A 13,864-nucleotide genomic window follows, 5' to 3' on the forward strand; every position below is an offset into this window, starting at 1 on the left:
ATAAGCATTATAAATCATGTGATTATGATGAATGAGCCTGTGCATACAGACTCATGAAAGCGGAGAAGAGCCCCTGTAGTTATTAATAAATTGCTAATTTAGCAAAAACACTGGCACAGAAATGTCCAAAATCTTTTTAAGGTGATATGAATTATCATTTCAAAATAACAAAGCTTGGCCACAAATAGCCAAGCTTTTTTATTAAACATGACGAGATACTTTATAAGAAGTGAACCGTCGCATTAAGCGAAAAGTTGGTAATATCGTCTTCTTTCATGCCAAATACATTGTAACTTACGCCAAATGAAATCGGGACAGGGCCTGCAGCAAAATACTCAGCACCTACTCCGTAAGTCACGTCAATTTCATCTTCATCAAAACTACCATCTGCTTTCAAATTGTATGAATGCAATCCGGCCTTCGCGTAAACATGCAACGGACCAAAATCAATGCTTGGTTTGGCAGCAAAATAGATAGCGCTGCCTGTTAGGTTGGTTTTGATACCATCGTAATCTACACGGTCAAACTTACCGAGGTCTTGATAGCCCGCCTCAAGACCAATGAAAGGTAGAATACCGGTCCCGACGTGAACATTATAAGATGTCGTCGACTCGCCATTTAAGTCGGTTTGTCCAACGCTAGCCCCGCCGTAAATCAACGAGTCTGCCGATACAGTTGCTGAAGCACTAAGCAATGCCAGCGCGAGTAGTGATTTTTTCATATTTAGCCTTCTCTATTTTCCATGACAGAAACTGCTGCGGCAATCCTCTGCCTATCCCAGTCAAAAAGTTTACTATGTTTTAAAATAAAGCAAATTACGTACCTAAGGCGATTTTCCTACTTTTACCTGTGCTAACAGTCGTTAATCGTATTTTGGATCCTTTTATCCGAAACCGGATAAGGTGTACCCAACTGCTGAGCGAAATAGCTAACCCGCAACTCTTCAAGCATCCACCGAACCTCTTTCACTTTCTCCGGAATCATTAACCCTTTAGGGATTTTATTCAGTAGCTCTTGATAATTATTGGTAACAGATTCAATTTTTAGCATGTGCAGGCGATCCTTGTTAGGATCGATTGGCAATTTTTCCATTCTTTTTTCGATCGCTTGCAAGTAACGAAGTATATCCGGTAAACGCTTCCAACCGCACTCTGTCGCAAAACCTTTGAAGATCAGTCCTTCAATTTGTGCTTTTATATCAGATAAGGCGAATGCCATAGAGAAATCAATCTTCCCTTTCAATTTTTTGTTAATATTGAAGGCTGTAGTCAAAATTACTTCAACTTGTTTAGCAATTTCAACAACTGTGTCATCCAACTCAGCACGAACATATTCTTTAAGCTGCTCGAACTCTTCTGGTTGCCAAACTAGACCACCTTTTTCTTCAATTAACTTATCAACACCACAAGCAATACAGTCGTCAATGAGATCCAGCACTTTGCCGTACGGATTGAAGTAAAGACCAAGTTTAGATTTATTCGGCAAATGAGCATGCAAATATTTAATTGGAGATGGCACGTTAAGCAGAATCAGGCGACGTTGCCCTGATTGCATCGCTAAGCTCTGTTCATCTGCGGTTTCAAACAGCTTAATTTCAACACTATCTTTTGAATCGACAATTGCCGGATAAGCTTTAACCTCATAGCCACCACGTTTCTGTTGATAGACTTTGGGCAGCTCACCAAAGCTCCAGCTTTTTAGATCTCTCTGCTCGATGTCATCATCAGCAACTTTTGACAATGTCTCCTGTACCTTATCTTTTAGGCTCTCTTTTAAAAGATAGAGATCGCGGTTTTCTTTTAGCTTTCTGTTCCTATGGTCAACAGCACGGAACGTCACTTTAAGGTGCTCAGACACCTGTGCGGGATTCCAGTCTTCACGTAGTACCTCAAAACCTGTCATACGACGAAGTTCTTTCTCTAGTGAATCTAAAATTGGGCTTTCAACAGGCGTAGCACGAGCAAGAAATGCATCGGCATAATTGGGGGCAGGTACGAAATTCTTACGAATTGTTTTTGGCAGTGACTTAATGAGACTCACCACCAGCTCATGCCTCAAACCTGGGATTTGCCAGTCAAAACCAAACGGCTCAACTTGATTGAGAACCGGCAGAGGTATATGAACCGTCACTCCATCATTATCTTCACCAGGCTCGAATTGATAGCTGAGTTTTAATTTTAGGCCGTTCTGATGCCAAAAATTGGGATAGTCCAAATCTGTAACATGACTAGCATCTCCCTTAACAAGCATCTCTTTTTCAAAGTTGAGTAGCTCACTATTGTCCTGAGACGCTTTCTTCCACCAAGAATCAAAGTGACTGCCAGATACAACCTCGGTTCCAATACGTTGATCGTAGAAATCAAATAATTCATCATCATCGACCAAAATATCTCGACGACGCGATTTATGCTCAAGTTGTTCCACTTCCTGTAGTAGCTTACGATTTGTCTTGAAGAAAGCATGCTTAGTTTCCCACTCTCCCTCAACCAAAGCGCTACGAATAAATAACTCTCGACTTACCGTGGCGTCGATATTTCCGTAGTTCACCAAGCGTTTAGGAACAATAGGTACTCCGTAGAGCATGACTTTTTCATGTGCCATCACAGCGGCGCGTTTCTTCGACCAATGAGGTTCGCTATAACTTCTTTTAATCAAATGCTTGGCAAGCGGTTCAACCCATTCAGGTTGTACCTTCGCAATAATCCGGCCCCATAATTTGGACGTCTCAACCAACTCAGCCGACACAATCCACTTGGGCTGCTTTTTGAACAAGCCGGAAGCCGGGAAAATATGGAAGCGAGCATTACGTGCACCTTGGTATTCATTCTTCTCTTGGTCCTTCACACCAATATGAGAAAGAAGACCAACTAAAATGGCGCTGTGCACTTTTTCATAGCTGCTAGGCTCATCATTTAGCTTATATTCCATCTCACGCATTGATTGGTGGATCTGAAAGTATACATCCTGCCACTCCCGAACCCTGAGATAATTGAGGAAATCTTGCTTACACTGCTTACGGAATTGATTACTCGACAGAGCTTTTTGCTGCTTCTGAACATAGTCCCAAAGATTGACAAAGGTCAGGAAGTCCGACTCTTCATGGAAAAAACGCTTGTGCTTATCGTCAGAAGACTGCTGTTTATCGCTCGGTCTTTCTCTTGGATCCTGAATCGACAAGGCAGAAGCAATGATCATCACTTCTTTTAGCGCACCATATTTTGGTGCTTCAAGCACCATACGCGCTAAACGAGGATCAATCGGCACACGGGCAAGCCGCCTCCCCATAGGAGTAAGGCACTTCTTCGGATCCTTAGCATTCTCATTGATGGCGCCCAGTTCTTCCAAAAGGCGCACACCATCTTGAATGTTGCGCTTATCCGGAGCTTCAACAAACGGAAAAGCTTGGATATCTCCAAGACCAAGTGCCGTCATCTGCAATATGACTGAAGCAAGATTGGTGCGCAGTATTTCAGGGTCGGTGAACTCTGGGCGTAACTCAAAATCTTGTTCTGAATACAAGCGGATACAAATGCCTTCCTCAACCCGACCACAACGTCCTTTACGTTGATTTGCGCTAGCCTGAGAAATAGGCTCAATAGGGAGTCTTTGCACCTTGGTACGGTAGCTATAGCGGCTAATACGAGCGGTTCCGGGATCAATAACATATTTAATCCCAGGTACAGTCAAAGATGTTTCAGCCACGTTTGTAGCAAGTACGATCCGGCGACCTACATGTGGTTGAAAAATCTTATTCTGCTCGCCTGCTGAAAGTCGAGCGTAAAGAGGAACGATTTCAGTACTTTTTAAATTTCTTTTACCAAGTGCATCAGCAGTATCGCGAATTTCACGCTCACCATTCATAAAAATGAGAATGTCGCCTAACCCTTCATCACATAACTCATCAACCGCTTCGAAGATACCTTCTAGCTGGTCGCGTTCAACATCGTCCTCTCCGTACAAAGGACGATACCGAGTTTCGACAGGGTAAGTACGCCCAGAAACCTCAATGATAGGTGCATCATTAAAGTGCTTAGAAAAACGCTGTGGATCGATTGTCGCAGAGGTGATAATAACTTTCAGTTCAGGGCGGCGCGGCAAAAGTTCTTTAAGATAGCCCATAATAAAATCAATATTCAGGCTTCGTTCGTGCGCTTCATCGATAATGATGGTGTCATACTGACTCAAAAAACGATCATGCTGAATTTCAGCCAGCAAGATACCATCGGTCATCAACTTAATCTGTGTTTGGTCAGAAATCTGATCATTAAACCGAACTTTATAACCAACAAAGTCACCAAGTTTTGTCTCCATCTCTTCCGCAATACGGCTAGCAACCGATCGCGCTGCAAGGCGTCTCGGTTGAGTATGACCAATCAGGCCATATTGTCCACGACCAAGCTCTACACAAATCTTAGGTAACTGGGTCGTTTTTCCTGAGCCCGTTTCACCGGCAACAATAACCACCTGATTTGCTTCTATCGCTTGAGCAATATCACCTCTTTTTTGGCTAACAGGTAATATTTCTGGATAATCAATCAGTGGTTTGAAGTTGGTTCTTTGCTCAACTTCCAGCATAGATTTGGCAATATCTAATGCGATTTCATCAAATACAGCATGGCGTGATTGCTCTTTTTTAATCTTATTTGCACCAGAGATACGCTTACTCAGACGAAACCTATCTTTAAACATGCAATGACTTAAAGCGTGACGCAAAGAAGATGCTGAATTTGCTTGGGCTTTAGACTCAGCATTGGGATGTGTTTTGGGCTGTGACGACGTCAAAGCATTACCTATTCTTTTTACTTCATAAAACTGCGAACATTGTATCACAACAGACAGTAAAATATCTCTAAACCAATGGCTTTAAAGAGGTTGAAATAATGACTTAAACGACTTTGAAACCAAGACTAAAATGAAACTAGGGCTAAAACTCGAACTGCAGGTAAAATGTGTTGTAGTTACTCCCCCCTTTGATTCGACCATATTGAGAGGCTTGCTCAAAAATCGCACTTCTGTGGTGTATTGAATAGCCAAACCACATATTGTTTAGCTCAGAATAGTCAAACAAATGCCCTATATTCACATCAATAGATAAATCTAGGTAGTTGAGAAGGTTACTCGCGTTGTACCCTTTCTCGTCCATTTCAGTTTGCTCGATATAAGTAATACTGTCGATAAAAGAAATGCCTTCTGCAAAGCCAACTCTCCATGCAAAAGGCCACTCTATCGTATAATATGCTTTAATTGCTGCCACATACTCCGTGCTAGCTGATTGCACTTCTGAAGACCAGTGATGTGCGATGCCAGGGGTAAAGTAAAGATCGATTGGTACCCCAAACAACTGATCAGTGAGTGGATGACCATAGAAAAATGATGTCATTTGATTGTTATAGCTATCTGATTCCACATCGAGCGTTAGAATGTCACCAATATTTGAGGGTGTCGCCCACCCATGACCTATGCGTATATATCTTGCATTCGTCAAATTTGAATCAGACGGATTAGATTTATCATTAAATAAACCAAAACCCACAAACACCTCGCCTTGATATCGATCTTCGACGGTTGAAGATCGATAAGCATTAGTATCCAGACGACGAACACTGGTTGAACCGAGCAAGTAAAGATTGGAATAAACATGATAACGAGCATCTAGACCAATTCTAAAGTCCATACCTGCTCCAAGTTTTTCGTCCGTGACATCTGAAAAGGTATAATAATGAGTATTAAAATCAGCATCCTTATACCTAAGTTCTGCAAAAGGGCTGAGTTGCCAACCTCCATGATCATACTCACCTTCCAAACTCAAATTAGCATGAAATCGAAACTCATCGTCTGTCATTAGTTCGGTATTCATTTGCCACTCATCGGCTAAGGAATAACTCAGTTGTCCTCCAAAATCGACTGCATCGCCTCCATGGATATTTTGCGCGGAAGAGGGTATATCGACGAACCTCAATCGTATTAATGCGTTGAACTCCACACTATCATCTTGCGATTGGTAGAGGTGCAGCCCACCTTCTAACCCATCTATAAATACTTGCTCATTTTCAAAGAACATCATGGGAACAAAGGTTCCGACAACTTGATCGTTGTCAGCAGTTTCAAATGGAATGGATGCAGTCCGATAAACCGCAGCTATTCCCCAAGTTTGCTCTTGCGCTTTTGCAAAAAAAAAGCAGGTAGGAGTTGTTATTAACATCATCAGCATTGAATATGTCTGTATGCTGTTCATTTTTATGCCTAAAAATAGCAGAACACACAAAATTACACTTAACCGATAAAACTAAATACGTTTTTACTTATCGCTAAGTGCAATTCACCGTTAATATAAGAGTATATGTTGACTTAATTTAAAAAAATCGTGAAAGCATCAGACTTAAAGAAAATATTCGACTCAATTGATGAAACTCAGGACCCTGAAATTGTAACAGGGGACATTTGGTTGCCAGAACGCTTGGTCAACACTCACCTCGACCAAGAAATGCTGTTCCTTGAATTCGATAATGCGCCTGAAGAGATGCAAGGGGACGAAGAAGGCCGTGGTTTTGTTGAGCACGAGATAGAGATGATTCGCAAAAAGTTTGAGTTCATTCTCGATGAAAGTTCTGACACAAAAACCAAAGCTGATGCTATGCTGGCTTTATTTCTCATGGGTCATGAAATGTCGAGTTCAGAAATCATAGAGATATTAGAAGACCCAGAAGTACCAAAGGATCCAACAGATATTTAATGAAGATAGAACCTAAACTCCCTTTCCTATTAGCCGGCCCAATATTAAGAAAATCCTCTGCCAAGGAGTTGGTTTTCTGGTTAGTCACTAGCCGCCCACTTGAGGGGCAATTCTTTCTTAATCATGAGCCTGATCAAGGTGTTATATTTGAGCAACCTCTTAACCAGTGTCATCAAGTACAGGTTGGAACTCATTGCTACGTGACTTTGGCGCAATTCAAATATGATTTCCCGACAAACGTAGCACTGAGTTACGAATTCAATACCCAAGAAGGGCCACTTAGTCAGCTATATCCGCACTTACTGCATGATGATGAAACTGCATTAACGTTTAAAATTTCAACCAAAGCTGATTATATTTTGCATGGCTCTTGCCGCAACCCTGATCATCCCAGTAAAGATGCTTTGGTATCGATAGACACCAAGCTGGCAAAGCAACCGCTAAGTGAACGGCCTGATATGCTGGTTATGGGTGGTGATCAGATCTATGCTGACCACGTCTCAGGGCCTATGCTTGATTCTGTATTGCAAACAATAGATCTCTTAGGGTTACCTAACGAAACTTTCGTTGAAGGCCCTTTAGCTTCATCTACAGAGCTATATCAACATCCAGATTGCTTTTATGGCCGAGATAAAATATTACCTCATCACTTTGGTGAGGAAACATGGATAAGAAAATTATTACCCAAAAGACATATTCCGGTATTTAGTGCGCGTGAGAGTGAAAACCACCTCATCACCTTTGCAGAATATTTCGCGATGTATTTACTGGTTTGGTCACCAACACTTTGGCCATATTTAAATCGAACACGTCTCCAAGACAAAGGGTTTGCTCCCAATGGCAAGACAATCCCTGCCCGTTATCAGCAAAAATGGCAAGGAGAGAGCGAACGAATAGCAGGCTTTATTGAAGGCTTACCACAAGTTCAGCGGCTATTAGCTCATATTCCAACCTACATGATTTTCGACGATCATGACGTGACAGACGACTGGAACTTAACCATAGGTTGGGAAAAAGCGGCCTACACTAACCCCTTTTCGCATCAAATCATCGGTAATGCTTTAATGGCGTATTGGCTGTGCCAAGGCTGGGGAAATCAGCCAGATAACTTTAACCAAGAGTTTTTATCTCTTGCCTTGGGCTATTTCAAACAACCGAGTGAACAGCACCACCGCGACCTGATTCGTTATTTGTACAGTTTTGAACGTTGGCATTTTACTATTGATACCTCCCCTAAGGTCGTTGTGCTCGATACACGAACTCGGCGCTGGCGATCTGAATCTCGAATGAATAAGCCCTCTGGCTTAATGGACTGGGAAGCACTGATCGAGTTTCAACAAGAGTTGATGTATCAAGACAAAGTGATTGTCGTATCCCCTGCCCCCATGTTTGGTGTTAAGTTTATTGAAGCTCTACAAAAGGGCATGACAATGATGGGGCAACCTTTAGTCATCGATGCTGAAAACTGGATGGCCCATAGAGGAAGTGCTAACACCTTGCTGAGTATCTTCACACATACCAAAACACCAAGTAACTTTGTCATACTCTCTGGTGATGTGCATTACTCTTTTGCCTATGATATTAAGCTGCGTTTTCGACGTTCTAGCCCAAATATTTATCAGATAACCTCTAGTGGTTTTAAAAACCAGTTTCCTGAACCTTTACTGGGCTATTGCGATCACTTAGATAGAGTACTTTACTCACCGGGCTCACCCCTCAATTTTTTTACTAAACGTAAGCGACTCAAGGTTAAAAAGCGTCAACCCAGCACACAGAATTCTCGTTATTTGGTTAATGCCAGTGCGGTTGGGGAGTTAAAGCTTGATGAACATGGCAAACCAAAACGCATCTCTATTCTGACCGGGGAAGGAAAAGAAATCGACTTTCCTCCGCTCAATGAAACGTCATCTTTTTGTCAAAGTACTTGTGCTCGTCGAGAATAGTCACTATTTATAGAAATAACACCATATTTTGAGGCATATTACATGTTGAACTCTATATCGACTCTTTTTAAGCAGTTAGTCGAAGGCCACGATCTCGGCAAGCATGAAAGCACAAATCCAAACTTAGCGATAGCGTGCTTACTCTGCGAAGTCGCCAATGCAGATCATAAGACCAACGACGCTGAAAATCAGGCCCAGAATACACTCTTAGCACGGCTGCTGAAGATAAACAGCGAAGACGCAGCTGAGCTATTATCTCGTGCCAAAACCAAAAGCCGCCAGTCTGCTTCATTGTATGAATTTACTTCTCAACTTCGCGAATTAAGCCAAGATGCGCGTTTTGACTTAGTAAAGTCTATGTGGGAAGTCGCTAATGCCGATGGTGAGATTGATCCACTAGAAGACGCTGTGATTCGAAAAACAGCAGAACTGATTTATGTCGATCATAGTGAGTTTATACGCGCAAAGCTCCAAGTTATAGAAGGAAATAATACTTAGCTCGAAGGCTAGGTATTATAACCAAATCACAATTTGAGTATGTTATGGACTGCATTCCTCAACTTGAGAGGGACACTGAGTGTTATCAGGCTCAAGTAACATAAATCCATCCATTACTGACGTTAACTCAAGATATTGTTCTGGTTGATATTTTTTTAATAATGCCAGAACAGCAGCCATACTTTCTTGGCTTACTTCTCCACTGATTAACCACGGCGTAAAGTGAGTTTGAAATGCTTTAATAATGTCTGTCTGGTTTGAAGTCTGTGCTGGCTGATAACCATAAAACTCAAGCGCCTTATAGAAAATATCACTACTGAGTTCTTGCGAATCAAGCTTACTGTACTCTATTAAGTAATCGTCACTGTTATACCAGGCTCCATAGCCTTGACTATATACATACTGCCAAGGAAATTTAGGCCCAGGATCGCTTTTTCTTGTTGGTGCAATATCCTGATGAGCAACAATATTAACCGGGTTTATATTTGGATAAGCCTGATAAATCTTATCCAAAACTTTAATAAGGTTGACCACAAGAGCAGGTGGATAATCAGGATACAAGCACGTCATTTTCTCAGCAGCGTAACCAATATTAGCCGCGTCATTACAATCTACTTCATACACTAGCTCAATGCCAATTGATGTATCATTAAGCGAATTTTTACCTCGCCAAAAGCTTTTTCCTGCATGCCATGCTCGCTCGTTTAAGTCGGCAAGCTGGTAGACCGTTTCTTCCGTCACCACAAAATGCGCACTGACACTAGCTTCTGGAGTACTAAATAGCTTTAGAGTTTCCGCTGTGTTCTCTTGGGTATAATGAATCACGACCGATTGAACTCTATCATTTTTGTTGGGAGTATCCATATTAATAAAAGACGAGCAAGCTGAGGTGCCCATTAATGCCACAGCTAAAAAAGAAGCCTTACCTATATTGCTGATTGTTTTTTTCATCATTATCCATCTTTCTCATTAGCACCAGACAAAGCATTTTATTTCTCACCCTATCCGTTCCAAACGTAGTATCTCTTATAAACGATCGGCTTATCAAACTCTCTAAAAAGTATAAATATCATTAAATAAAACCACACACATTCTCTTAAAGATTAACTTTGCGTTGAATCATAAGAAAAAACATCCCCTTACCTATTAAGTCTCTCTGGATCCTGTTACCTTTCAAGCAGTATAAACAATAAAAAGTAACCAATGGATAAGAAATCTCTGAATGTCGCCATCGTCGGAGCGGGTTTAAATGGCCTTGCCCTCGCACTATCTCTGCGCATGTTCGGCATCGAAGCGACCGTTTATGAAACATCAAGTAAGCCTCGGATTGATGGCACTGGCATCATTATGTGGCCGGAAGGAATGCAGGTCCTCGCCGCACTCACCGATGCCGCGAAAGTAAAAGCCATAGGTAACACAGTTGATCTCATCACCACAGCAACGTTTAATTCTGATATCTTGAACCAGCTTTCTATGCGCCAAACAGGTAGCAAAGTCAATGCGGATGTGGGTTTATTCCATCGCCGCGATCTCTACCAATTACTGCTTGACGCCTATGGGGCGGATAATATTATCACTGGCCAGCACTGCACCGTTGAACGTGACACCATACTAATCAATGGTAAACCACTGGTTGCAGATGTCATAGTCGGTGTTGATGGTGTATTTTCTCAGGTAAGAAAATATGTTGCTCCTGACGTCACTCTTCGCCAACCCAATGTTTATTGCTGCCGCGGCATGGTTGACTACCACAACCCAGCCTTGAGCGATGACGAATGCTATGTTTTTGCTGGTATGCAGTCACGCATTGTGACCTACACCTATAACCGAGAGACCCAAGGCAAATATTGGTTTGCAGCCTGTAAAGTAGAATCAGGTGAGACATTAGATAAGCAAAAAATACTCGACCAGTTTGCCCATTACTCCCCTTACTTGCTGGAGATGATTAAGCAAACACCAGAGGAGCAGATTTTACCATCTTCACTGGTTGATATTGCACCATTTGAACAATGGTCACGTGATAATGTAGTCCTACTTGGCGATGCCTGCTGCGCGGTTCTGCCAACGATGGGGATTGGTTTTAGCCTTGGTATCGAAAATGCGTTCATCCTTGCCCAGAGCTTGGCTTCAAACTTCTTCGATATTCCTCAAGCATTAGCACGCTACCAAAACAGAGCGCAGCAACGCGCCCATGACTTACAAAACATCACCCATCGCTTGAGTGAGCTGACCTATACAGAGGCATTTAACCCAGCAGAAGTTGCCCAGTTGTACCAGCAGTTTACTGAAGTTAACAGCCGTTCACCGTTTTAGAATAACCACAGCACACTGGGCCCAGTTGATACGTTCACACACTCTGTGTGCTTGGTTTTCTTCATCTACGACAGCTTCTTTGCTTGTAAAACACAGAAGCTCATAGCCCAGAAAAAAATTATTCATGAAAAACCAATAGGCTAAAAACTTATGATGATATTAATGTCGATTATATCTTTTCTTTCAATGCTGTTAATGGGATATTTTTTGCGGATTTTATTCCCATTGCTCAAAGATAAACATCAAGAAAAACGGCAAAATTATTTAGAAATTTTGTCTCTATTAAATGCGGGTGAGGTTAAAAAAGCCTCTGATTATGCTGCTTTAACCGCCCCTCATGATATCTACCAAGCAATAAAATCCATGGAACATGATAAAACCTTAAGCCATACGGACATTATTGTCATGATGCGAAAAGAACTTAGAATAAAGTAAGAGAGCCGTGTTCTGCTCAACTCGCAAAGTCATATATCCACAAACGGGGCTTTTTGCCACTTGTAGCCTAAGTTCCTCTTTGCCTAATGATATAGTAGTTAGTCTATTCAACGGTAAGGAAAAAGATAAATGGATAAGTTTCTAAAGCGACTGACCACAGCACCTAATGACGTTATGTTTGATCAGTCAATACAATTGATAGACGAGTATTTTGACTTTCAACCAATTAACTTTGTAAACGGAGAAACTCAAAATCAAGCAGGAGAAAACAATGGCTCTTGTAAGATTTTTGCTTTCGCGCAAATGCAAGGCTTGGATGAGTCATCAACCTTAGCTTGCTTCGGCCAGTTTTATCGTGATGATGTGTTAAATAATCCAAATGGCAGCGATCAAGGAAAAATGTGCTGTGGCAGAACAACAATAGAAACATTAAAGGATGGGAAATCAATCTGGGCGGAAAAGAATCTAACCCAGATATAATCTGACAGGCACCGAGTCGAAAAAGTGGGTAACTGTCAGATCAGGTCTGAATTAGTACAGTCAAAGCGTACGAAAAGAACCTGTTCAATCGTTTGGAACTAAAACGGCCCCATATACATTTGCAATCTCTTCAGCAATCATTTGGATACCTTTCCTCATGGTCTCTTCTGATTGCACATAGCTCAGCCGCAAGCATTGGCTGGCATGTTGAGGAAATACTTCCTGACCAAAGAAAAAGTACTCTCCTGGCACAACTAAAACACCACGAGCTTTCAACCTTTGATATAACTCGATAGAAGAAATAGGAAGTTCATCAAACCACAGCCAAAGGAAAATCGCGCCTTGAGGCTTATGGACACGAAACTTTGGATCCGGAATTGAGTTTAACAACAAGTCTACCGCAAACTTTGCTTTCTCTGCATAATATGGCTGGATGACGTCTTCACTCAGGTGAAGAAGTTCATTCCTATGCAGAATTCGGTTTGCAATAGCGGGTCCTACACTGCTTGGGGCAAGATTCACAATACCATTTAAGTTTGTTAAAACTTGTGTCATTTCCTCACTCGAAATAATTATTCCACATCTCAGCCCGGGAAGTCCTAATTTAGAAAGACTCATACACAAGATTGTGTTCTCATTCCAGAAAGGAGCTACCTCTTCAAATATAATATTAGGGAATGGCAGTCCATAAGCATTATCAATAATAAGAGGGATATTATTTTCCCGTGCGAGTTTATTTAACTGATGAATTTCATCATCAGTCAGTACATTACCTGTCGGATTGGTAGGCCGAGAAACACAAATGGCACAAATATCATCATTGACACTTAATTCATCAAAGTTAATGTGATATTTAAACTGTCGATTATCCAAAATTTCTATTTCAGGAAAGTAAGAAGCAAAGATATCTTCGTCTAAACCAGTATCAGCATAACCGATATATTCTGGTGCTAAAGGCAGAAGAATTTTGTTTTTTTTACCGTCTGGTTGCTTACCTGCTAACAAGTTAAATAAGTAGAAAAAACTACTTTGGCTACCATTTGTGATCGTTATATTTTTCTCTGAAATGTCCCAGCCGTATGTCTTTTTCAAGAATAGAGAAAGTGATTTTATAAAGCTATTCTTCCCTTGCGGTCCGTCATAGTTCATCATTGCAGAAATCAGTTCACCATCTTGCAACATTTCTTCACTGATTTGTTGAAAGTAATCAACTATTTCTGGTATCGCTGCAGGATTACCACCACCGAGCATTAACGTGCCGGGCGTACGAATCCCTTCATTCAGATCATTCAGATCATTCATCAACTGAGTAATGCCTGAATATTGGTTAAAATTTTGGCCAAAGGATGAAATTTTCATGTGTCCTACCTAATAGGATAGATATTTAAATTAAAACTACACTAATTTATTTGAACAATAGCATATTAAAATAATTGAAATAATTGAAAGTCTTTCTAAAAAC

Annotated in this window: 10 protein-coding genes and 1 pseudogene; 6 read left to right on the forward strand and 5 right to left on the reverse strand. The window is 41.3% G+C overall.

The genetic code is table 11. From position 1 onward, the window contains the following. Positions 1 to 220: 220 nt before the first annotated feature. The 3 genes from KO511_RS09975 to KO511_RS09985 all read right to left on the reverse strand — a co-directional run bounded on the left by KO511_RS09975 (position 221) and on the right by KO511_RS09985 (position 6,211). Positions 221 to 721 (reverse strand): outer membrane beta-barrel protein, encoded by a 501-nt coding sequence (locus tag KO511_RS09975; protein ID WP_215987291.1) that lies wholly within the window; start codon positions 719 to 721, stop codon positions 221 to 223. A gap of 131 nt (positions 722 to 852) precedes the next feature. After that, complete coding sequence (gene hrpA, locus KO511_RS09980) at positions 853 to 4,782, reverse strand: ATP-dependent RNA helicase HrpA (protein ID WP_215987292.1); 3,930 nt, start codon at positions 4,780 to 4,782, stop codon at positions 853 to 855. A 142-nt stretch (positions 4,783 to 4,924) separates the two neighbouring features. After that, the gene (locus KO511_RS09985; RefSeq protein ID WP_436840218.1) at positions 4,925 to 6,211 is read right to left on the reverse strand and encodes a MipA/OmpV family protein; all 1,287 of its coding nucleotides are present in this window, start codon (positions 6,209 to 6,211) and stop codon (positions 4,925 to 4,927) included. Between the two features lie 153 nt (positions 6,212 to 6,364). On the opposite strand from KO511_RS09985, the gene KO511_RS09990 reads away from it, so the two are divergent. Genes KO511_RS09990 through KO511_RS10000 form a run of 3 tightly spaced genes read left to right on the forward strand, consistent with a single transcriptional unit; the run spans position 6,365 to position 9,174 of the window. After that, positions 6,365 to 6,733, forward strand: coding sequence for a hypothetical protein (locus KO511_RS09990; protein ID WP_125321956.1), 369 nt, complete (start codon positions 6,365 to 6,367; stop codon positions 6,731 to 6,733). Beyond that, the gene (locus KO511_RS09995; protein ID WP_215987294.1) at positions 6,733 to 8,676 is read left to right on the forward strand and encodes an alkaline phosphatase D family protein; all 1,944 of its coding nucleotides are present in this window, start codon (positions 6,733 to 6,735) and stop codon (positions 8,674 to 8,676) included. The genes KO511_RS09990 and KO511_RS09995 overlap by 1 nt, the downstream gene beginning before the upstream one ends. Positions 8,677 to 8,718: 42 nt before the next feature. Next, complete coding sequence (locus KO511_RS10000; protein WP_215987295.1) at positions 8,719 to 9,174, forward strand: TerB family tellurite resistance protein; 456 nt, start codon at positions 8,719 to 8,721, stop codon at positions 9,172 to 9,174. 42 nt (positions 9,175 to 9,216) lie between these two features. Here KO511_RS10000 and KO511_RS10005 read toward each other — a convergent pair whose 3' ends face one another. Then, positions 9,217 to 10,128: an N-acetylmuramoyl-L-alanine amidase gene (locus KO511_RS10005; RefSeq protein ID WP_215987296.1), complete on the reverse strand. Its 912-nt coding sequence runs from the start codon at positions 10,126 to 10,128 to the stop codon at positions 9,217 to 9,219. Positions 10,129 to 10,377: 249 nt separating this feature from the next. Here KO511_RS10005 and KO511_RS10010 point away from each other — a divergent pair, with 249 nt between their 5' ends. The 3 genes and pseudogenes from KO511_RS10010 to KO511_RS22435 all read left to right on the forward strand — a co-directional run. Continuing rightward, positions 10,378 to 11,487: an FAD-dependent monooxygenase gene (locus tag KO511_RS10010; protein ID WP_215987297.1), complete on the forward strand. Its 1,110-nt coding sequence runs from the start codon at positions 10,378 to 10,380 to the stop codon at positions 11,485 to 11,487. A 162-nt stretch (positions 11,488 to 11,649) separates the two neighbouring features. Continuing rightward, on the forward strand, positions 11,650 to 11,922 hold the full coding sequence (locus KO511_RS10015) for a hypothetical protein (protein ID WP_215987298.1): 273 nt from the start codon (positions 11,650 to 11,652) through the stop codon (positions 11,920 to 11,922). Between the two features lie 129 nt (positions 11,923 to 12,051). Then, positions 12,052 to 12,303, forward strand: a pseudogene (locus KO511_RS22435) (HopJ type III effector protein); the annotation flags it as partial. A gap of 183 nt (positions 12,304 to 12,486) precedes the next feature. Here KO511_RS22435 and KO511_RS10025 read toward each other — a convergent pair. Continuing rightward, on the reverse strand, positions 12,487 to 13,761 hold the full coding sequence (locus tag KO511_RS10025; RefSeq protein ID WP_215987299.1) for a valine--pyruvate transaminase: 1,275 nt from the start codon (positions 13,759 to 13,761) through the stop codon (positions 12,487 to 12,489). Positions 13,762 to 13,864 lie beyond the last annotated feature (103 nt).

The organism is Vibrio hepatarius (genome assembly GCF_018860525.1).
In the GTDB taxonomy this organism is placed as follows: domain Bacteria; phylum Pseudomonadota; class Gammaproteobacteria; order Enterobacterales; family Vibrionaceae; genus Vibrio; species Vibrio hepatarius_B.

Excerpts from the sequence above, each read along its gene's own strand:
- KO511_RS09975 (WP_215987291.1), bottom strand. The coding sequence starts at position 721 with ATGAAAAAATCACTACTCGCGCTGGCATTGCTTAGTGCTTCAGCAACT.
- KO511_RS09985 (WP_436840218.1), bottom strand. The coding sequence starts at position 6,211 with ATGCTGATGATGTTAATAACAACTCCTACCTGCTTTTTTTTTGCAAAA.
- KO511_RS09995 (WP_215987294.1), top strand. The coding sequence starts at position 6,733 with ATGAAGATAGAACCTAAACTCCCTTTCCTATTAGCCGGCCCAATATTA.
- KO511_RS10000 (WP_215987295.1), top strand. The coding sequence starts at position 8,719 with ATGTTGAACTCTATATCGACTCTTTTTAAGCAGTTAGTCGAAGGCCAC.
- KO511_RS10005 (WP_215987296.1), bottom strand. The coding sequence starts at position 10,128 with ATGATGAAAAAAACAATCAGCAATATAGGTAAGGCTTCTTTTTTAGCT.
- KO511_RS10010 (WP_215987297.1), top strand. The coding sequence starts at position 10,378 with ATGGATAAGAAATCTCTGAATGTCGCCATCGTCGGAGCGGGTTTAAAT.
- KO511_RS10015 (WP_215987298.1), top strand. The coding sequence starts at position 11,650 with ATGTCGATTATATCTTTTCTTTCAATGCTGTTAATGGGATATTTTTTG.
- KO511_RS10025 (WP_215987299.1), bottom strand. The coding sequence starts at position 13,761 with ATGAAAATTTCATCCTTTGGCCAAAATTTTAACCAATATTCAGGCATT.